Annotated in this window: 20 protein-coding genes; 8 read left to right on the plus strand and 12 right to left on the minus strand. The window is 40.4% G+C overall.

Annotated elements, in window-relative coordinates:
• Positions 1-83 precede the first annotated feature (83 nt).
• From ftsY to F907_RS08005, 5 genes are all read left to right on the plus strand, one after another.
• Complete coding sequence (gene ftsY / locus F907_RS08025; protein WP_016652336.1) at positions 84-1199, plus strand: signal recognition particle-docking protein FtsY; 1116 nt, start codon at positions 84-86, stop codon at positions 1197-1199.
• Positions 1200-1379: 180 nt separating this feature from the next.
• Positions 1380-1976 carry a nitroreductase family protein gene (locus F907_RS08020; protein ID WP_005275143.1) on the plus strand — a complete coding sequence of 199 codons (597 nt, stop codon included), beginning with the start codon at positions 1380-1382 and terminating at the stop codon, positions 1974-1976.
• 292 nt (positions 1977-2268) lie between these two features.
• Positions 2269-2727 (plus strand): hypothetical protein, encoded by a 459-nt coding sequence (locus F907_RS08015; protein WP_005275144.1) that lies wholly within the window; start codon positions 2269-2271, stop codon positions 2725-2727.
• A gap of 230 nt (positions 2728-2957) precedes the next feature.
• Positions 2958-3542: a lysozyme gene (locus tag F907_RS08010; RefSeq protein ID WP_016652337.1), complete on the plus strand. Its 585-nt coding sequence runs from the start codon at positions 2958-2960 to the stop codon at positions 3540-3542.
• Positions 3543-3848: 306 nt separating this feature from the next.
• Entirely contained in the window at positions 3849-4517 is a 669-nt protein-coding gene (locus F907_RS08005) for a YccT family protein (protein WP_016652338.1), read from the plus strand.
• A gap of 62 nt (positions 4518-4579) precedes the next feature.
• On the opposite strand, the gene F907_RS08000 is transcribed toward F907_RS08005, so the two are convergent.
• From F907_RS08000 to F907_RS07955, 11 genes are all read right to left on the minus strand, one after another.
• Positions 4580-6241 carry a PepSY-associated TM helix domain-containing protein gene (locus tag F907_RS08000; RefSeq protein WP_016652339.1) on the minus strand — a complete coding sequence of 554 codons (1662 nt, stop codon included), beginning with the start codon at positions 6239-6241 and terminating at the stop codon, positions 4580-4582.
• 1 nt (position 6242) lies between these two features.
• On the minus strand, positions 6243-6530 hold the full coding sequence (locus tag F907_RS07995) for a hypothetical protein (RefSeq protein ID WP_005275151.1): 288 nt from the start codon (positions 6528-6530) through the stop codon (positions 6243-6245).
• Between the two features lie 3 nt (positions 6531-6533).
• On the minus strand, positions 6534-6788 hold the full coding sequence (locus F907_RS18480; RefSeq protein WP_005275153.1) for a hypothetical protein: 255 nt from the start codon (positions 6786-6788) through the stop codon (positions 6534-6536).
• A gap of 389 nt (positions 6789-7177) precedes the next feature.
• Complete coding sequence (locus F907_RS07990) at positions 7178-7474, minus strand: cyd operon YbgE family protein (RefSeq protein WP_005241811.1); 297 nt, start codon at positions 7472-7474, stop codon at positions 7178-7180.
• Positions 7475-7478: 4 nt separating this feature from the next.
• Positions 7479-7580 carry a cytochrome bd-I oxidase subunit CydX gene (gene cydX / locus F907_RS18485; protein ID WP_000270276.1) on the minus strand — a complete coding sequence of 34 codons (102 nt, stop codon included), beginning with the start codon at positions 7578-7580 and terminating at the stop codon, positions 7479-7481.
• Positions 7581-7594: 14 nt separating this feature from the next.
• A complete protein-coding gene (gene cydB / locus F907_RS07980) occupies positions 7595-8740 on the minus strand; it encodes a cytochrome d ubiquinol oxidase subunit II (protein ID WP_016652340.1) in 1146 nt (381 codons plus the stop codon).
• The gene (locus F907_RS07975; protein WP_016652341.1) at positions 8737-10314 is read right to left on the minus strand and encodes a cytochrome ubiquinol oxidase subunit I; all 1578 of its coding nucleotides are present in this window, start codon (positions 10312-10314) and stop codon (positions 8737-8739) included. The genes cydB and F907_RS07975 overlap by 4 nt, the downstream gene beginning before the upstream one ends.
• Positions 10314-10505, minus strand: a complete 192-nt coding sequence (cydP, locus tag F907_RS07970) for a cytochrome oxidase putative small subunit CydP (protein WP_004806751.1) — start codon at positions 10503-10505, stop codon at positions 10314-10316. Before cydP ends, F907_RS07975 begins: the two co-directional genes overlap by 1 nt.
• A gap of 554 nt (positions 10506-11059) precedes the next feature.
• Positions 11060-11671 carry an OB-fold-containig protein gene (locus tag F907_RS07965; RefSeq protein ID WP_162616971.1) on the minus strand — a complete coding sequence of 204 codons (612 nt, stop codon included), beginning with the start codon at positions 11669-11671 and terminating at the stop codon, positions 11060-11062.
• A 22-nt stretch (positions 11672-11693) separates the two neighbouring features.
• A complete protein-coding gene (locus F907_RS07960; RefSeq protein WP_010590022.1) occupies positions 11694-11999 on the minus strand; it encodes a Rieske (2Fe-2S) protein in 306 nt (101 codons plus the stop codon).
• A 16-nt stretch (positions 12000-12015) separates the two neighbouring features.
• Entirely contained in the window at positions 12016-13029 is a 1014-nt protein-coding gene (locus F907_RS07955; RefSeq protein WP_016652343.1) for an adenosine kinase, read from the minus strand.
• Positions 13030-13460: 431 nt separating this feature from the next.
• Between F907_RS07955 and F907_RS07950 the strand changes: the two genes are divergently transcribed.
• From F907_RS07950 to F907_RS07940, 3 genes are read left to right on the plus strand one after another with little or no spacing between them, the layout of a single operon-like run.
• The gene (locus F907_RS07950) at positions 13461-16400 is read left to right on the plus strand and encodes an insulinase family protein (RefSeq protein WP_016652344.1); all 2940 of its coding nucleotides are present in this window, start codon (positions 13461-13463) and stop codon (positions 16398-16400) included.
• A gap of 23 nt (positions 16401-16423) precedes the next feature.
• Positions 16424-17593, plus strand: a complete 1170-nt coding sequence (locus F907_RS07945) for a phospholipase A (RefSeq protein ID WP_016652345.1) — start codon at positions 16424-16426, stop codon at positions 17591-17593.
• A complete protein-coding gene (locus tag F907_RS07940; RefSeq protein WP_016652346.1) occupies positions 17594-18121 on the plus strand; it encodes a cysteine peptidase family C39 domain-containing protein in 528 nt (175 codons plus the stop codon).
• Here F907_RS07940 and F907_RS07935 read toward each other — a convergent pair.
• Complete coding sequence (locus F907_RS07935; RefSeq protein ID WP_016652347.1) at positions 18109-19446, minus strand: TrkH family potassium uptake protein; 1338 nt, start codon at positions 19444-19446, stop codon at positions 18109-18111. The two genes, F907_RS07940 and F907_RS07935, sit on opposite strands and share 13 nt — an antisense overlap.
• Between the last annotated feature and the right edge of the window lies 1 nt (position 19447).

The following is a 19447-nucleotide window of genomic DNA, read 5'->3' on the forward strand; positions in this document are numbered from 1 at the left end:
GTTTGTCCTGATCGGGAAAACCAAATCAATTTATGCTAGACTGACCATCTTTTTAAAAGCCGCTTTAATCTCAAGGAATCGACATGCAACAGCAATCGAATATGCAAAATAAATTCTTGATCAATGAGGACATCGGTGATGATGATGTCACATTGCCGAGTTTACCTGCTGTCGATGTTCCCATTATTGAGCCTGAAGTACAAAAGGTTGTAGAAACACCAGAACCAGCTACCGCAGAGCCTTCGATCGCCGCTGTTGAAGAAGAAACCAAATCAACAGGTTTCTTTGGTCGTATGAAAGATGGTTTGACTAAAACCCGTCGTAGTTTTACTGATGGTATGGTCAACATTTTGATCGGTGGTAAAGAGATCGATGATGAACTGTTAGAAGAAGTTGAAGAGCAGTTACTGGTCGCAGATATTGGGGTTGATGCAACCAAGACAATTATTGCGAATTTGACTGAACGAACAGCGCGTGGTGATTTGATCTATTCACATGCACTGTATAAAGCATTGCAAGAAGAGTTGGTGGCTTTGCTTGCACCACGTGTTAAGCCATTGCATATTGATCCGAATAAATCGCCTTATGTAATTTTAATGGTTGGTGTGAATGGTGTAGGTAAAACCACAACCATTGGTAAACTGGCGAAGCGTTTACAAGGTGAAGGTAAGAAAGTGATGTTGGCTGCGGGTGATACATTCCGTGCAGCAGCTACTGAGCAGTTACAAATTTGGGGTGAGCGTAATGATATCCCAGTTGTTGCTCAAGGCCATGGTGCCGATAGTGCTTCAGTTATTTTTGATGCATTTGAAAGTGCACGTGCTAAAGGGATTGATGTCCTGATTGCCGATACAGCAGGGCGTTTGCAGAATAAAGCAAATTTGATGGAAGAGCTGAAAAAAGTAAAACGTGTAATGCAAAAGATTGATGCGACTGCACCACACGAAATTATGTTGATTGTTGATGCGGGTACAGGGCAGAACGCAATTAATCAAGTACAACTTTTTGATGAGGCCGTAGGTTTAACGGGTATTACCATTACCAAGCTTGATGGTACCGCAAAAGGTGGTGTGCTATTTAATATTGCAAGCCGTACTCATGTACCAATTCGTTATATTGGTGTGGGTGAGAAGATTGATGATTTACGTCCTTTCTCGGCAAAATCATTTGTTGCAGCATTATTTGAAACTGATAAGTAATTAAATTATGCTAAAAAAACTCCACCAAGATGTGGAGTTTTTTATTTTGAATAAAAAATAAGACTGTTTCAAAAATAAAACGATCTGTCATATTTTTTAGGCTGTTCCTAAAAAATACATCGTTATACACTACATCCAATCCAAGATAACGCCCTAAGGGCACAAGGTAGGAATAACAACATGAGCAACTTCTTAAATAGCATTAAATCACGCCGTACTATTTATGCCATTGGTAAAAACCTTACGGTTGACCAAGAAAAGGTTGAAGAAACGATTCGTGAAGCTGTTAAACACAGCCCGTCATCATTTAACTCACAAACTTCACGCGTTGTAACTTTGTATGGTGAATCACACGTTAAATTTTGGGAAATTGTCCGTGAAACTTTACGTAAAATGATACCAGCAGAAGCGTTTGCAAATACAAGTGCAAAAATTGACAGTTTTGCGGCAGGTTTTGGTACAGCGCTATTTTATGAAGATCAAGATGTTGTGAAAGGCCTACAAGAGCAATTTGCATTGTATGCAGATAACTTCCCGGTTTGGTCTGAACACTCAAGTGCGATTGCTCAGTTTGCGACTTGGACGGCTTTGTCTGAAATTGGTGTGGGTGCATCTTTGCAGCATTACAACCCAATTATCGATGAAGAAGTTGCTGAAACTTTTGAGATCCCTGCAAATTGGAAATTACGTGCTCAGCTCGTATTTGGTTCTATCGAAGCCGCAGCAGGCGAAAAAACCTATATGGATGATACGGCTCGCTTTAAAACTTTTAACTAAGTTTAAACGAGTATCAAGAAAGAGCACTTTTAGTGCTCTTTTTTTATTGCAATAAAATGATTCCCCGAAGATTCATGAGCTCCAGAATAAATAGTCTGCTTTCATGCTATAGAAGAATAAACAGAATAAAATGAGGTGCTAGAATAGAGTCGGTCTTCATTGCTGGAAAGTATAGGTTATGATTAAGTGAGATTATCATAAGATTTTGTTTTGTAACATTAAATTTGAATTTTTTCTGCATAAATTATAAAATATACACTTGTCTTTGTTTGTTTTGTATTGAGTGTATATTGTGAAAAAAATATTAATTCTCCTGATAAGTAGCTTAGTTTGTGGTTCTGCATATAGTGCCGATGATTTGTTTAAGAAGCCTCAATCTTTTTTAATTCTGAAAAAAGAAGAGCCTCAATATGAGAAGAGTGGCGATCGTTTTGATTTCTTTGAGTCATTCAAACAACAAGAACAAGACCGTATCAATCAACGCAATTACGACTTAGAAAAACAACATGAAATTCAAGCCAATACTTCGAATATGAGTCCTCATGACAAATCCCAATACCTTTTGGAACATCGACATTTTGATGCTTTGAATGCGTATGGCCAGGAGCAGCAGTTTAACTTAATGCAAAAAGCACGAAATAAAGGTGTAATTTCAGAACAGGACTATCAACAAAAAATTCTGCAGCAACCTTCGTTTCCTTCAGAGCAGAGAAGCAATCAACTTAGACTATCAATCCCGATTGGGGAGTGAGCAGATTGGATATTGTTTTGCAGATGAATATTTGAAAAATATACCCACCCATTCGGTGGGTTTTTTTATGATGACACAATTTAGATTAACTGTTTGGTTGGCGTGTTATTAAATAGATATTCGTCCAATCAGACTATGCCTGATTCATCGACAAGAAGTTAAGACAGCCGTGAGTATCATCCAACACATTAAAGGGCAAAAGTGATATAAGGGAGAAGCGGGAGTGATAGATGAAAGCAATATTAGATTTCTTGAAAACGTTAACGGGTAATCAATCAACGCGGAAGAAGGCCAGTACAACGAATCCATCTTTTGATGTGGCAACTGCTTATGATGTTGTTGATAATATTGGTGTAGCTACTGATTCGGAAAAATTGACCAGTAGTGTCGGTATAAATCTGATTACAAGCTTTGAAGATTTAAAACTAAATGCTTATGACGATGGTGTAGGCGTCTGGACAATTGGTTTTGGTACGACAATTTACCCAAATGGCCTTAGAGTAAAACGGGGAGATCGTTGCACAGTAGAGCAGGCCAAGTCTTTTTTTCAACAAAACTTGAGGCGCTTCGAGGCAACGGTCAATCAAGCTGTTAACGTCGTAATTAATCAAAATCAATTCGATGCCTTGATATCACTGACATATAACATTGGTCAAAGCGCATTTAAGCGCTCTACACTGCTTAAAAAGCTCAATGCAGAGGACTATGAAGGAGCAGCCGATCAGTTCCTTGTCTGGAACCGTGGCGGAGGTGAAATATTAAGAGGTTTGGTTCGGCGCCGTGAAACAGAGCGGGCACTATTTTTAAAAAAGTAGCTTGAATGTAGATGAACCTACATTTTCATTTTTCTGATATCGGCATAAGAAAAGTCGTTTAAAGTATTAGATTTGAGCAGTTGTGGCCTGTGGTGTTTCATAGTAAATTACCAAAAGAAATTGGCAATCAAGGGATTTATAACATAAAGGTTTTATCATTGTAGAGAATTGCCAGAACACCAGTTCTATATCGATCAATTGTAAGATATTGTTTTTGTTATAATTAAATTTTTGTCATAAAATGGTCATAATCGCGTTGCATAGTGCATACGATTTCATAAAAATGTTTATATCGAGAAGAGTCTAATGTCTTTAAGAGTTGGTGTTGCTGCTTTCGGTTTATTATTAAGTAGTTCAGTTTTTTCAGCAGTTACAATCACTGCACCTGAAGAAATAGTGATTCTTGCTGTAAATGGTCAAGAAGTAAATAATGGTTTGATTCCTTCGAAGAAGAGTACCTATCAGGTTGATCCAGGTGATTTAACCGTTAATGTGCGCTATCGCGAATACTTTGAGCATTTGAGTGGTGAGCATGACATTCTTAAATCAGGTGTTGTTACTCTGCAAGCTTCTAACTTAAAAGATAACCAGTCCTATAGTTTAGGGCTTGTAAATGCACCAAAAAGCTTTGAAGCAGCAAAAAAATATGCAGATCAACCGACGGTTGCTCTCTATGATCAAAATAAAAAGCTTGTTGTTCAACAAACAGGTGCAAATAATGAGGCACAACCGTGGTTCTCTGGGAATAATTTGTTAAGTCGTACCTTAGATCTGACACAAAAGAATAAAAACAATACTGCAAATCAACCAGCACCTGTTTATGCAGCACAAGCTGCTGTACCAGTAGCAGTAACCACAACTGCTGTTACGGGGGCAGGGAAAACAACGGATCAACAGCTAGCTGAATTATGGCAAAAAGCATCTAAAGCTGAACGTCAAAAGTTTATGGCTTGGCTTGCAGGTCAAACGAACTAATTCAGAATATGATAAAAAAAGCCGATGTCATCATCGGCTTTTTTTATTGTTGGGTGGGTAGTTTAAGCTTGGTTTTCAGTGAGAGGTTGTACTTGATCTGCCTTGTGTATAGACCACATGGAACCAGCTGGCGCAACGTGTGCTCGATCTTTGGCTTGTTGGTAAAAACGTATAAACAATAAAGCAAACACCAAGGCAGTGATATCAATCCAAATTAACATGTCGGTTGAAAACCAAAGCCCTTGGATTGGGAACAAATAAGCAAGTACTGAAGTCAGGGGGATTAGAAATAAAATCGTGGCAATGGCCAAGAAAAGTTGTGGTAGGGCTTTTGCTGCACCAATGATAAAGCTGTATAAAATACAGGCAATAAATACAAAATAGTAGCTATACATAAATACATGGTTATGACTTTGTAATTGCAATGGTATTACATAAGCCCATCGACCTACCAACATACTGGTGAATATTGCCAACATACAGCCCAAGCATGCACCGATGGTCAGGTTTGCAATAAACATGACTTCCTTGCGTTGTTGTGGTGCGGGTAAGTTTAGATTTTTCTGCTTACGTAAACGTGTTTCTATCCATAGAATATTACCTGAGTAGAAAAGATAAGCACCGCCTAGACCAAAAATTAAGTAAATCCAACGAATAGGTTCACCGCCATAATTACCAAAATGTAAGGCAAACATCGAACGGATAATCGACGCTGCTGAACTTTCTTCAGTTGATAGGGTTTTGGTTGGGTACGGTGTGTTTTGGTAAGGGTTAAAGGTCATATAATCGAAGGTATCACCACGGAGCATACGGTCAGGATGGTATAAAGCGACAAAAGCCGATGCGCGTTCAGGCTGATCGAGCTGGTTAAAGCGAATAGCATCGATACGATAATCAGGTGCCGCTTTTTGAATATTCAAGAAAACTTTTTCTACATCTAATTGCTGTACTGACCCGACGATCTTCACAGCAGGTGGGCGCTCAAATAAAGGCTTATCTTTGGAAACCAGTTGGTTAAGCGCCCCATAGAAAATATCATGAAAAGCAAATACAACGACCGTCACACTAATGATGATATGAAAAGGTAAACTTGTGATTCCAATGACATTATGAGTATCTAGCCAAAAGCGTTTTTTATTTTTACCTTTGCGTACTACAAAATAGTCGCTGATCAGTGTCGGTAGTAATACGATTAAGCCAGACATAATCGCAAGGAAGTATAAAACAGCAACCACTCCCATCACCATCACTCCTGCAGTATGGTGTCCGATCATGCCTGGGATAGCAGCAGTTTCATGCAATTGCTCAATCAGCCAGCCTAATTTTGATAGATTTTCTTCTATGGTGATGAGCTGTCCATGCTTGTCTAGAGTTGCCATCATGCTTGTTTGGGCAATATCAATGCCATGATGATCTTCTTGCTCTTCATGTGTAGCCTCCCATTGAATCGGAGCATTGTGTCCTTCTGGTGAGCTAAAATTTAAGCTAAAGGCCTTCCGTGTTTCTGGAAATTTAGCCTGAACTTGTTCAACCAGTTGATTATATTGATGAGGCTGAATGGCTGCTAATTTTTGCTGTGGCGGCGTAGCCCATTGGCTGAGATGATGCTGAAACATGGTTAAACCACCAGCAAAAAAACAGATAAATAATAAAATACCTGCACTTATGCCAACCCATGTATGTAGGTTTTTGCCCGTTTTAATAATATCTGCGCGAATTTTCATATTAAGCTCTCAACCAAAATAACAGGGCATAAGCAACAACATTTATAAGGCTGAAGATCACAGCACTTTGCCAGCCTTTGGGTATAAAGTAAGCGATAAAGAACGCAAATAACCAAAACCAAGGAATTGACCACATTCCTAATTGAGGGGCAATGGAGGTATCAGCACTGCTTTTGCTGAGTATGACGATAATTGCCCCCATGGCCAGTGCAAAGCTCAAGCCTAGAAAAAAGCCCACAAAGGTTTTTGTCCACCAATCGGGTTGTAGTTTTTGTTTAATGATATTCATTGATTAAGACCTGTTCATAAGCATGATGAAGGGCGCAAATGACCAAACGAGTGTTGCAATTGCAAGCCAGATCAGGATTGCAACCAATGCAGGTAGGGCATAGATTAAAATGCCTAGCCCTAAAAATAAGCCAAATAGCCCCACATAGAAAAATATGCGATTCAACTGAGTTTTTAGGAAGATTTGATTGGGATGGCTGAGATATAAACTCATGCAAGAGAGTAGTGAAACCATGATCCCGAATAATTTTAAAGTCATAAAAAAGACATGTTATTTGTAATGATAATTATTATTATTTAAATTCAATAAAAATTAAAGCCTATATTCAAAAACTTATTCATGTTTAGTTCAATGAGATAATGGTGAGGTCGTTGATTATTTTGCGGTCAATAATAAGATTGGATTTTGTCCAAATGGTGGAACTGTCTAGTTGATAGAGCGAGCTAATCTTAAGCCTGTTTTGATAGTTTCTCTATCATCTTAACAAGCATGTGGTACAGCTAAATCTGGAGAGTGAGCCAGTTCAAGGAGTGGATCAATCAGTTTCAGCTTAATCCAATGTATCTTGATTCTAAGGGGAGATTTAAAAGCCCGTAAATAAAAAAGCTGCCAGATCAACCAGCAGCTTTTTTATGGTGAGGAGGGATTTAGTTGCCGACCCAAATAAAATACCCTAACAGCATTAAAGGCCAGGCGATGTAGGGACTAAATAGCCATTTCCATAACCAGAATCTGGGTATAAACCCAACGCCATGCACGAAGCCACCAGAAATTCCAATCATTACCAACATGAGCAAGCTATGATTGTAATGTCCGTTCGCATCCAACATCAGGGATGGGTGTATCAGTAAAATAGCAGCAAGGGGCAATGCCAACAAAAACGAAACGGTCATTGCAAATACTTGCGCTTTACTATTCTTCGGTGTTGTCATTGCTTCAGCCATTTTATTATTCCTCATCTAAATTTTGATGGTGTTCGATATACAGTGCACTGAGTACACCCGCAAAGCACGCCATCAAAATGCCTAGAATCCATGCAAAATACCACATGTTATATCTCCTGATTAATACAAACTATGTGAATTTTCTTCAATATGTTTGTTGGTGATGACACCCCACATTTTGTAATACGACCAAGAGGTGTAGATCAAAATGAGTGGAACGAAGATACATGCAGCAACGGTCATTACACCAAGGGTTTTATGACTGGAAACAGCATCCCACATGGTCAAGCTTGAGGTTGGGTCAATGCTTGATGGCAGTAAGAATGGGAACAAGGCAAAACCAGCAGTCAGGATTGCACCAACAATCATCAGGCTTGTACCGGTAAAACTTACAGCCGCTTTATGTTTTGCTGCACTGACAATTACCAATAAGGCCCCCAAGATTGCAACGATTGGTGCAGCCATGGTAATCGGGTAGGTTGTATAGTTGTTTAACCAACCGTGATTGGCATTGGTCACCACATCTTTCGCAAGTGGGTTAAGCGCAGCATTGGTATTGACCGCAGTGGCATAGCTATAACCGGAGATATTGCCAAAGGCTAACCATGCACCCGCAGCCAAGAAGCACACAAGGAACACGATTGCCATGATCTGTGTAACTTTGGCAGAACGGTTATGCAAATTGCCATCGGTACGCAGCATCAGCCAAGCACCACCATGTGCACATAACATTGATAGGCTAACAAGACCGCAAATCAGTGCAAACGGATTTAAGAGTGCAAAGAAGCTACCTGTATATTGCGAACGTAATGTGTCATCTAAGCTAAATGGTACACCGAGGAACAAGTTACCAAAGGCTACGCCAAACACCAGTGCAGGTACAGCACCACCGATACATAGTCCCCAGTCCCAAGAGGTACGCCATTGGGTATTCTCTAATTTAGAGCGATAGTCGAAGCCGACGGGTCGCAGGAACAGGGCAAATAGAACGAGGAGTAGTGCCCAATACATACCAGAGAAGGCCACCGCATAGACCATTGGCCAAGCAGCAAACAGTGCACCACCAGCTGTAATAAACCAGACTTGGTTACCATCCCAGTGCGGTGCAATGGTATTGATTGCTGCACGGCGTTCAGAGTCGGTTTTACCTACAAATGGCATCAGTGCCATTGAGCCCATATCAAAACCATCGGTGAGAGCAAAGCCAATCAGTAGTACACCAACCAGTACCCACCAGATGATTTTTAGGAGTTCATATTCGATCATGATTGAGCCTCCCCAGCTTTTGCTTCTAGTTTTTCAAAGTGATATTTACCAGTATGCAAAGAGCTTGGACCTAAACGAGCAAATTTGATCATTAAATACATTTCAATAATGAGCAGTACAGTATAGAACGCGGCAAGTGCAATAATTGAACCCCACACATCACCAGTACTTACGCTAGATGCTGAGAGGTGTGTTGGTAGAATTTCACCAATCGACCAGGGTTGACGACCACCTTCAGCCACATACCAACCTGTTTGAGCTGCAATCCATGGGAGTGGGAGAGCAAGCAAAGCAAATTTGAGTAACCAAGGCTTATCTTCAGCATTACGTTTTGCTACTGACCAAGTCGCTAACAGGAACAGCAATAACATGAGGAAGCCAGAAGCAACCATTGCACGGAAAGAGAAGAACAGAGCTGCGACATTTGGAATGGTATCTTTGGTTGCAGCCTGGATGTGTTCTTCAGTGGCATCAACCACATTTGGAGAATATTTTTTCAAGAGTAGACCATAGCCTAAGTCTTTTTGATTTTTCTCAAATGAAGCCAATAATTCTGGAGAACGATCACCGGCACGAAGTTTTTCTAACTCGCTATAGGCCACCATACCATTACGGATACGGACTTCATGTTCTTTCATCAAGTCACGTAAACCGGTGACTTCTTTATCGGTAGAACGAGTTGCAATAATCCCCATCACATATGGAATTTTAATCGCATAATCAGTACGCATTTCCTGCTGATTTGGGAGACCAAACAAGGTAAACGCAGCAGGTGCAGGTTCGGTATGCCATTCTGCTTCGATTGCAGCAAGTTTGGTTTTTTGAACATCACCCAACTCGTAGCCTGATTCATCACCGAGTAGAATTACCGATAAAGTTGAGGCTAGACCGAAAATTGCAGCGATGGCAAATGAGCGACGTGCAAAAGGTAAGTCTCGTTTCTTTAATAGGTAGTAACTTGAGATAGCAAGGACAAAGATTGCACCTGTGACATAACCCGCAGAAACCGTATGTACAAATTTGACTTGAGCCACAGGGTTAAAGATCAGCGCACCAAAGTCCACCAATTCCATACGCATGGTTTCGTAGTTAAATGCAGCACCGACTGGGTTTTGCATCCAGCCATTGGCAATCAGAATCCATAAGGCTGACATATTTGAACCGATCGCCACTAACCAAGTCACACCTAAGTGCTGTACTTTAGATAGACGATCCCAACCAAAGAAGAACAAACCGATAAAGGTTGATTCAAGGAAGAATGCCATTAAGCCCTCAATTGCAAGCGGTGCCCCGAAAATATCGCCTACATAGTGAGAATAATATGCCCAGTTAGTACCGAACTGAAATTCCATGGTCAGACCAGTGGTTACCCCTAAGGCAAAGTTAATCCCGAAGAGTTTTCCCCAGAACTTGGTCATGTCTTTATAAATTTCTTTACCCGAAATCACATAGGTGGTTTCCATGATGGCAAGAATAAAAGCTAGACCTAAAGTAAGAGGGACGAAAAGAAAGTGATACATTGCGGTCATTGCAAATTGGAACCGCGAAAGATCGACCACGCTTTCAGAAATCATCAACGTGTCTCCTGAGTTTTGGACATGTCACCAGCAATACGCTCGGCAACTTCATTGTTAAAATCTTTTGGAATCGTTGGCGCATCAAACCAGATGTGTTTAATCACCAAGAGAAGGACAACTTTAATAATAAGAATAATCGTGATTTCTCTGATGAGCCGCCGATTTGGATCTTGAGAACTCGTGTTCATTGAACCCAGCCTCATATTTAAAGAAGATGTAAAACATTATTAAATAAAATTCATTAAAAATAAACCTTTAAGAATTTAAAATAATATTTGTTGATTTATATGTTGTTTATCAGTTACTTACTATTGTTTTGTTAAATATTTTAAAATAAATATTTTATCCAACTAAAATAATAAGAATTAATTTTAAAATCTGATTAAAACAGTTGTATTTGTATTTTTTAAATCCGATTAAAAAGATATGGTTTATAGTGAATTAAATAAATATTAAACCAACTAAAATAGTATGAATATAAAATTTATAATATATACAGTAGGTTATAAATTTACTTGCACAATTAAATACTTTTTAGAATGAAGTCACGAGAAAACCTAGTGTATAACTAAAGATTATTTTAAAAAACGTGATGAATATCACTGTTGTATTTTTAGTACCAGTGAGATCATGAAAACCACAAGAAGGGAAGAGCTTAATTCAAAACTTTTGCCCTATATATTTGTAACAAAATGTAAGTTTTAGAGGTTTTATGCAGAAAAGCGCTTTTTTGAATGAAAATTTAGTCTGGTGTAAACAGATTATTTGAAAGCGAGATTTTCTTGGCGAGATAGTGGGAATTCGATTTTTGGCTAATCAACAACACTTGTGATTGTAATTCGAGCTCGCCGTATTCTGGCTCGACTTGTACATAATACAGCTGTCCAAACTCATCACGGACACGTGCTTGTGCTGAAAACCCTGGACGTGCATTGCCGGTCGAAATGGTGGCTAAACGGCCAACCAAATTGGTATGCGTATGAATGACTTTAGGCTTAATTACTTGATCTAGGCAATGAATTATAAATACGGTAAAGAAAATATCGATGATTAAAGCAGGAACAAATAAATAATAAGGGGAAATAAAGTAGTGCTGCAAAGCAAAGAATGAGAGCTCTAAAAAATAACCAGCAAAACTAAAGTTGATTAGCAGGAATACAAAGATGAGATATTTAGAAAATTTGACGTCAAGCAAAGGGGAATTGAGTAACCATTCAGGCGTTAGCTTTTTCACCAAATGACTGGGCCGTAAACCAATCACAATCCCAATGGTTTCTGCAATGCTGAGCACAATTAAAGCCACAACACTCATATGAAATGGCATAAGGTAATAATTGAGGAAAAATTCAGTCATTGCAGAATTCATGATCTAGGTGTTAATCAATATAGATACCACCATCTGAGTGGACTTCCAAATTTACTTTTTCAAGAAATTCACCCAAACATGGTCCAGAAATACATTCGCCTGTTTCGACTGAAAACAGCGCGCCGTGAGTAGAGCACTGAATGTATTCTCGGTCTTGGTCTAAGAATTGATTTTCTAAATATTCAAGTTCAGTTTGCAAATGTGGGCAAACATTTTGATAGGCATAGAAATTGCCATCTTTTTGAGTAATGAAAATCGTGGTTCCTTTCATGGTGTCGTATGCACGAGACTCACGTTCAGGGACTTCCTCGGTCATGCAAATCTTTTCCATATTATGCACATTCCTGCTGAGCTTTTTGGAATTGTTCGAAAAGTTTAGCGTAGTTTTCTACACTTAAACGTGGTCCGTACTGAGCAACCACCTCGCTTGAGATCAAAATAGCAAGTTGTGCCGCAGCTTCCAAGCTTAAACCCGCATTTATTGCATATAAAAATGCACCTGAAAATGCATCACCTGCGCCATTGGTATCGACGGCTTCAACAGCACGACCATTAACGTGGAAGTGGTGTGCACCATCTACAATCACAGCACCTTTAGCACCTTGAGTAATGACCACTTGTTTGTTTTTTGAGCTCAGGCTTGCAATGGCAGCTTCAAGATTTTCTGTTTCAGTAAACATCAGTGCTTCTTGTTCATTACAGAACAACAATTCAACACCGTCATCTAGAAGTTCTTCCAGACCTTGGCGTGCATATTGCACCATGGCTGGATCAGACAGCGACAAGGCAATTTTTACACCCTGTGCTTTTGCAAGTTCACGTGCTTGTTTAACCGCAACACGTGCGGTATCGCTGGTCGATAAATAACCCTCGATATACAGCCATTTTGCAGTTTTAAGCGGCTCAAGGTCGATTTGTTCAGTCGATAATTCAGCAGTAATACCGAGGTAAGTTTGCATGGTGCGTTCTGAATCTGGGCTGATGAGAACCATACAGGTGCCTGTTACACCTTCACTAATCGATTGAGTTGTGGTTTTGATGCCTGCTTCGTTTAAGCCGTCTAGGTAAATTCTACCAAGTTCATCATTACCCACGCGACAGCCATAAAATGCAGTACCACCCAATGCACTAAAAGCAACAGTGGTATTGGCTGCTGAACCACCACTGGCTTGGCCTTTATAAGTTTGTGTTGCTTGTAGTTTTTGATATAAATCTGCTTGTGTTTCACCATCGGCCAACTGCATCGTGCCTTTTTGTAACGCCTGTTGCGTTAAAAACTCATTTGAAACCTTAAATTCTTGGTCAATGAGTGCATTACCAATTGCAAAAAGATCAACAGTTGCCATGTTTGTCATCACAGTAAAAATCAAAAAGCAAAGTTTACACGAATGCTACGGATTACAGTAGGTTGTTGAGGAAAATTCAGCAAAGCGCTGGAGAATCGTGAAATGAGGGGAATACGGTGGGCAAACTCTATTTTAAAATTAAAAGAAGCTTGGAGTTGTCTACGCAAGATGGTCTGATTCAATATTCAGAATATCGGGTTGAGCTATGCACGGACAAGATACAGGCGGCTCATTTCTATCAAACAATGGGGTATCAAGCTATGCTGTCAGCACGCGGTAATTTCTATAAAATTTTCTGAAACGCTGTTTGGGCTTAGGCGCTGCATTTTTCTACAAAAATAGAGTAATTTACATGGATATCGATACGTATTCTTCGGTAGACTCTCTATAATCAATTGTAATGAATTTAATAGAGATAAATTGGAGATCACATGACTGTAGATGTTACTGAAAGCATTACCCAAACAACTCATCCCGCGTTTCAGCTATTACGTCAACACCATGTAGAAGCACTCGATATTCAAGTTTTAGAATATAAGCACAAAGTGACCGGTGCAGTTCACTACCACTTAGCCACAAGCCATGACGAAAACGTGTTCTTGGTGGCTTTTAGAACCCAACCGATGGACTCAAAAGGAACTGCACATATTTTAGAGCACACGGCGCTATGTGGTTCTGAAAAGTTCCCGGTACGTGATCCCTTCTTTTTAATGATTCGTCGTTCTTTAAATACGTTTATGAATGCTTTTACAGCAGCAGATTGGACAGCGTATCCATTTGCAACGCAGAATAAAAAAGACTTTCAGAACCTATTGTCGGTGTACTTAGATGCCGCTTTTGCCGCAAATCTGAATCCTTTAGATTTTGCGCAAGAAGGTATTCGTATTGAACTGGAAAATGATCAAGCCGTTTATAAAGGGGTGGTGTTCAATGAAATGAAGGGGGCGATGAGTTCCCCAACAGATCAGTTGTATCACCAGTTGGCGCATCATTTATTCCCTGAAACGACCTATCACTATAATTCTGGGGGTGATCCAAAAGACATTCCTGATTTAAGTTATGAACAGCTCGTCGATTTTTATAAAACGCATTATCATCCAAGTAATGCGGTGTTTATGACCTTCGGTAATCAGAGTGCTTATGATCTGCAAGAGCAATTTGAGAGCTTAGCTCTACATAAATTCTCACAAGGTACAACCTTGTACTCAACGCCAGAAAAGCGTTTGACAGCACCCGTGGAAGTGACTGAAAGCTATGCAGTGGATAGTGAAGATCTAAAAGATAAAACCTATCATGTGATGTCGTGGCTATTGCCAGAAACTAGCGATATTAAACTCCGTTTAGGTATGCGTTTGGTTGAAGGGATTTTATTGGAAAACTCTGCTTCACCTTTGCGCCAATATTTGGAAACGTGTGGTTATGCGCAATCAACAGGCCCATTGATGGGAGTTGATGACAGCAACTTTGAAATGACGTTCTATTGTGGCGTACAAGGTTCAAATGCAGAACATGCCGATACCTTTAAACAAGGTGTTTTAAGTATTTTAACAGACGTTGCAGCTAAACCAGTTGATACCGATCTGGTGGATGCGATTCTTCATCAGATCGAATTGCATCAACGTGAAATTAATGGTGATGGTACGCCGTATGGTCTGAGCCTGATCTTGAATGGTTTAGGCAGCGCCATCCATCATAATGATCCAATTCATGTTTGGGATGTTGACTCTGCGATTGAGCAAGTTAAAGAAGAACTCAAAGACCCAATGTGGTTGTCCAATTTAATTCAAACACATTTATTGGATAACCCGCATCGTGTGCAAATGACTTTGGTGCCAGATGCAACCAAATCAGTCAAAGAACAGCAAGCTGAACAGGCGCGTTTGGCTGACATTACGGCCAATTTGACTGAGCTTCAGAAAGTTGAAATTCAGGAAAAAACAGAAGCTTTGAAAAAGCGTCAAGATACGCCAGACGATCTTGAGTTGTTACCAAAAGTGGGTTTGGAAGATATCCCTGCAGAATTACAGATTGTACAAGGGCAATTGCGCGAAATTATCTGTAATGGTTTGGATACGCCGTTGAATCTTTATCATGCGGGTACCAATGGGATTTACTATCAACAGGTGCTGATTCAGATTCCTGATGAAATCGTACAATCGCCTTACTTTAATTTGCTTTCAATTCTGATGGGTGAAGTAGGTGCAGGTGAATACGACTATCTTCAATTGCAACAAATCCAAACGGCTGTCAGCGGTGGTCTGGGTATGGGGGCATCTTTACGCAGTAAGGTGGATGATAAAGACCGCATCAGTGCGTGGTTAACCTTAACAACGAAATCACTTACTCAGAAACTCGATGCAATCCAATTACTCAAACTTGCCTTTGAGCAGCTTCGTTTTGATGAAAAAGATCGTATTATCGAGTTGTTACAACAACGTAAGACCCGTTGGCAGTCACGTTTATCTGGCTCTGGTCATAGCTATGCGATGCAGTCTGCATCTCGTCAAATGAGTGCATTGGCTCGCCGTGATTATCATAATACAGGTTTAGGCGCGCTAAATTGGCTTACAGACTTAGTGAACAAGATTGATCAAGATGATGCAGCTTATCAAGCATTGATTACTGAATTACAGGCGATCCACCGCAAGTTAATGCAAGCGCCAAAACAGTTCTTGTTGGTGTGTGAAGAGCATCAATCGGATCGTTTGGTTGAAGAAGTTCAAAATGTCTGGGATAAGTTAGCCGTTGATCAAGCACCTGTGACTTTGACACAAGTGGATCAAATCAATACCAATGACGATGAGGCATGGTTGATTCAAGCCAATGTTCAGTTCTGTTCTTCCGCTTACCAAGCGGTGGATGTTGCACATCCAGATGCAGCGCCATTGATGGTATTGGCGGCCTACTTGCGTAATGGTTTCTTGCATAGTGCCATTCGTGAAAAAGGCGGTGCTTATGGTGGTGGCGCAAGTTATGATGGCAATGCCTGCTCATTCCGTTTCTATAGCTACCGTGATCCACGCTTAGCGGAAACATTTAATGATTTTGAAGCCAGTGTGCAATGGTTATTGAATACTGAACAACAACCACATCAATTAGAAGAAGCAATTCTTGGTTTGGTTGCAAGTATGGATAAACCAGGTTCACCGGCTGGGGAAGCAATTACCGCATGTTATGCATTGTTGCATGCGCGCACGCCGAAATTCCGTAAAATCTTGCGTGAACGTTTATTAAACGTCAACCTAGACGATTTACAGCGTGTAGCGAAGCAATATTTATTGGCTCAAAAACCTGTAAAAGCCGTGGTTGCGCCATTTGCGAAACGTGAAGAGTTGCAGAAACTTGGATTTAATATCCAGCAAGTTAATTAATAAAATAAAAATCGGAGAGATGTATGGCGTTCAAATCTTTTGAACGTAGTCATTTGGAGCTGAGTATCCTTGCGATACTCGGCTCTTTAACGACATCGTTAGCACATGCGCAATCGACAGCACCAACAAGCCCTGCAACCGTAGATGCGTGTGTAGCCCTAGCTGCAAATGCTGAACGTCTGGCTTGTTATGATAGCCTTTTTAAAGCACCAACCATTATTCCAACGCAAGCTCAGACGGATGCTGCACCTATGCTTGCAGCAGCTGCACCTGTGGCTGAAACGAATGAAAAAGCCAAGCCTGAATCTTTGAAAGATAAAGTGGTGCAGAAGGTCAGTGATTTGCATATTTTGGGGGCAGCACCTAAATTTGATCCGAATGTATCTTTATTGGATCGTCGTTGGGAGCTTTCAGAAGAGAGTAAGCTGGGGGTGTGGAATATCCGTGCGTATCAACCTGTTTACTTGCTTCCAGTGTTCTGGACCAGTGATAAAAATGAGTTTCCAAGTAGCCCGAACCCTGAAAATACGGTAAAAGAAAAGCAAGATCTTACTTCGAGTGAGGCGAAATTCCAGCTTTCGTTTAAGACCAAGGCTTGGGAAAACATCTTTGGCGACAATGGCGATCTGTGGTTGGGTTATACCCAGTCTTCACGTTGGCAGGTCTATAATTCAGAAGAGTCTCGCCCATTCCGTGAGACCAATTATGAGCCTGAAGCAAGTTTGATGTTTAGAACCAATTATGAAATTTTGGGTCTGAATGCACGTTTACTTGGCGTGACTTTGAACCATCAATCAAATGGACGTTCAGATCCGCTCTCTCGTAGCTGGAACCGAGTGATTTTCAACCTAGGTTTTGAAAAAGATAATTTTGCCTTGATGGTTCGTCCATGGTATCGCATAGAGGAAGAAGCCAAAGATGATAATAATCCAGATATTACGGATTATATCGGTCGCGGTGACTTAACTGCATTCTATCGCAAAGGTGATAACGACTTTTCCTTGATGCTGCGGCATTCATTAAAAGGTGGCGATCGTTCACATGGTGCAGTGCAGTTTGACTGGGCTTTTCCTATTAAAGATAAATTACGTGGTCATTTACAAGTATTTGATGGCTATGGCGAAAGTCTGATTGATTATAACCACCGAGCAACCTATGTCGGCTTAGGTGTCTCATTAATGAATTGGTACTAAATGAGTTTAAATATTCCAGAACCTTTATTACAGCTTGAAGCAAATTGTGGGGTATTTGCGGTTTGGTTAATCTTAAAGCAATATCATGCCCATATTGATATTGCTGACCTGATCCGACTATGCCGTCATGATCGAAAAGAGGGAACCTTTACCATTGCTTTAGCTGTGGCGTTGAAAAGACTGGGCTTTAATGTGTCTTTTTATACAGATCCTGATCCCTATATTGATGAAAATGAAAAGCAGAGTTATCTCGATGCACAAGCTTTGCAGATTCCGGTGAATGCGGCTTTGGCTTATGCCGGAATTCAGCAGGCTTTTGAAGAGGGTAACTTCGTTATCGTGTTTTATGACACTTTACAGGTGGTCGGAAACCAATCTCTGATTTATTCCATTGATAAACAGGAAATTAGTTTCTGTGACCATTTTGATGTGATGTCTAAAGCTCAGTTTGAGCAGCAACGCCAAGCTGAAGGTATTTGCCGACAAGTGATTGTGATTGAGCAACCGCTAGATCATCATCCGATTTGAATATTGGCATTGGCATGCTTTAAGCGGCTCTTTTTGGGGGTCGCAATTAAATAGGCCAGCGTGAGTGGTCCCAATCGACCTGTAAACATCAGTAGACTCAGTACAAATAAGCTACCGTCATGCAGTTGGCCTGTTGCACCACGTGACAGACCAACTGTACAGGCAGCAGACACCACTTCAAACATCAGATCGAGTACATCGAGCTTGGGTTCAAGCAGAAAAAGAATAAAGCAACCTACAAAGACCAACATGCCGGTAATCGCTGCAACTGCAAGTGCCTTATATGTCGTTTCTTGAGAGACTGAGTGATTAAAAATACGAATTTCTTCATTGCGCCTTAAAAAAGAAATTACACACAGCAATAAAATGACGAAAGTACCAACCTTAATCCCGCCAGCAGTACTGAGTGAACCACCACCAATGAACATTAAAAGCATAGTCAGTAAGGCGGTGCTGTGTTCCATCGAACCGGTGTCGATGGTATTAAATCCGGAGGAGCGTGGAACGGTGGCTTGAAACCAAGCATTCATGGCCTGTTCGCCTAAACTCATTGAGCCGAGTGTAAGAGGGTTATTTGACTCCAAAAGCCAGATCAGTACAAAGGCGACCAGATTTAAAATTGCGATAGTACTCAGGATTAATTTGCTGTTTGGTGTCAGTTTGCTCCAACGTTTATTTTGTTTCACATCGATCAAGACTAAAAAGCCAATCCCGCCCAATGTATATAGAATGCTGATGGTCAAACAAATCAGATAATGGCTTTGAAAGCTAATTAGGCTGTTTTCAAATAATGAAAAACCTGCGTTATTGAAGGCAGAGACACTATAAAAGACGGCATAGTACAGTCCTCGAGCAAAGCCATAGATGGGGGCAAAGGAAGCGGTCAGAATAATGACCCCAATGAGCTCAAAGAACAGGGTGTATAGCACAACGCCTTTGGCAACAAAGGTAACTTTAGATAGGCTGGTTTGTCCTAGGCTATCTTGAGCCATCATTTGCTGTTTTAGACCCAATTTGGGAGCTAAACTTAGTGCAGCCAAAATGGCGAAGGTCATAAAACCCAAGCCACCCGACTGAATCAGCAATAAAATAATGAACTGTCCAAAATGATTGAAAGAATCATTCAGGCTTACTACGGATAAACCTGTAATGGTTACAGCAGAAGTGGCTGTAAACAGAGCATCCATCCAGCTGACATTGCCTTTATTTGCGAAGGGAAGTTTGAGTAAAATTGTACCGATAATAATGAAACTCAAAAAACCAATCGCGAGCAAAGAAGGTGGGCTTAGGTTAAATGTCTTTTGGGGGTTTATTTTAAATGCCATA

This window comes from Acinetobacter colistiniresistens (assembly GCF_000413935.1).
Lineage (GTDB): Bacteria > Pseudomonadota > Gammaproteobacteria > Pseudomonadales > Moraxellaceae > Acinetobacter > Acinetobacter colistiniresistens.

Bases quoted from the DNA above. Each gene is read 5' to 3' on its own strand.
- F907_RS08020 (WP_005275143.1), top strand. From the start codon at position 1,380: ATGAGCAACTTCTTAAATAGCATTAAATCACGCCGTACTATTTATGCC.
- F907_RS07950 (WP_016652344.1), top strand. From the start codon at position 13,461: ATGACTGTAGATGTTACTGAAAGCATTACCCAAACAACTCATCCCGCG.
- F907_RS07945 (WP_016652345.1), top strand. From the start codon at position 16,424: ATGGCGTTCAAATCTTTTGAACGTAGTCATTTGGAGCTGAGTATCCTT.
- cydX (WP_000270276.1), bottom strand. From the start codon at position 7,580: ATGTGGTATTTTGCATGGATTCTAGGCATTTTGATGGCGTGCTTTGCG.
- F907_RS07995 (WP_005275151.1), bottom strand. From the start codon at position 6,530: ATGAATATCATTAAACAAAAACTACAACCCGATTGGTGGACAAAAACC.
- F907_RS08005 (WP_016652338.1), top strand. From the start codon at position 3,849: ATGTCTTTAAGAGTTGGTGTTGCTGCTTTCGGTTTATTATTAAGTAGT.
- F907_RS07955 (WP_016652343.1), bottom strand. From the start codon at position 13,029: ATGGCAACTGTTGATCTTTTTGCAATTGGTAATGCACTCATTGACCAA.
- F907_RS18480 (WP_005275153.1), bottom strand. From the start codon at position 6,788: ATGACTTTAAAATTATTCGGGATCATGGTTTCACTACTCTCTTGCATG.
- F907_RS07935 (WP_016652347.1), bottom strand. From the start codon at position 19,446: ATGGCATTTAAAATAAACCCCCAAAAGACATTTAACCTAAGCCCACCT.
- cydB (WP_016652340.1), bottom strand. From the start codon at position 8,740: ATGATCGAATATGAACTCCTAAAAATCATCTGGTGGGTACTGGTTGGT.
- F907_RS08010 (WP_016652337.1), top strand. From the start codon at position 2,958: ATGAAAGCAATATTAGATTTCTTGAAAACGTTAACGGGTAATCAATCA.
- F907_RS07940 (WP_016652346.1), top strand. From the start codon at position 17,594: ATGAGTTTAAATATTCCAGAACCTTTATTACAGCTTGAAGCAAATTGT.
- ftsY (WP_016652336.1), top strand. From the start codon at position 84: ATGCAACAGCAATCGAATATGCAAAATAAATTCTTGATCAATGAGGAC.
- F907_RS07965 (WP_162616971.1), bottom strand. From the start codon at position 11,671: ATGACTGAATTTTTCCTCAATTATTACCTTATGCCATTTCATATGAGT.
- F907_RS07975 (WP_016652341.1), bottom strand. From the start codon at position 10,314: ATGATTTCTGAAAGCGTGGTCGATCTTTCGCGGTTCCAATTTGCAATG.
- F907_RS08000 (WP_016652339.1), bottom strand. From the start codon at position 6,241: ATGAAAATTCGCGCAGATATTATTAAAACGGGCAAAAACCTACATACA.
- F907_RS07960 (WP_010590022.1), bottom strand. From the start codon at position 11,999: ATGACCGAGGAAGTCCCTGAACGTGAGTCTCGTGCATACGACACCATG.
- F907_RS07990 (WP_005241811.1), bottom strand. From the start codon at position 7,474: ATGGCTGAAGCAATGACAACACCGAAGAATAGTAAAGCGCAAGTATTT.
- cydP (WP_004806751.1), bottom strand. From the start codon at position 10,505: ATGAACACGAGTTCTCAAGATCCAAATCGGCGGCTCATCAGAGAAATC.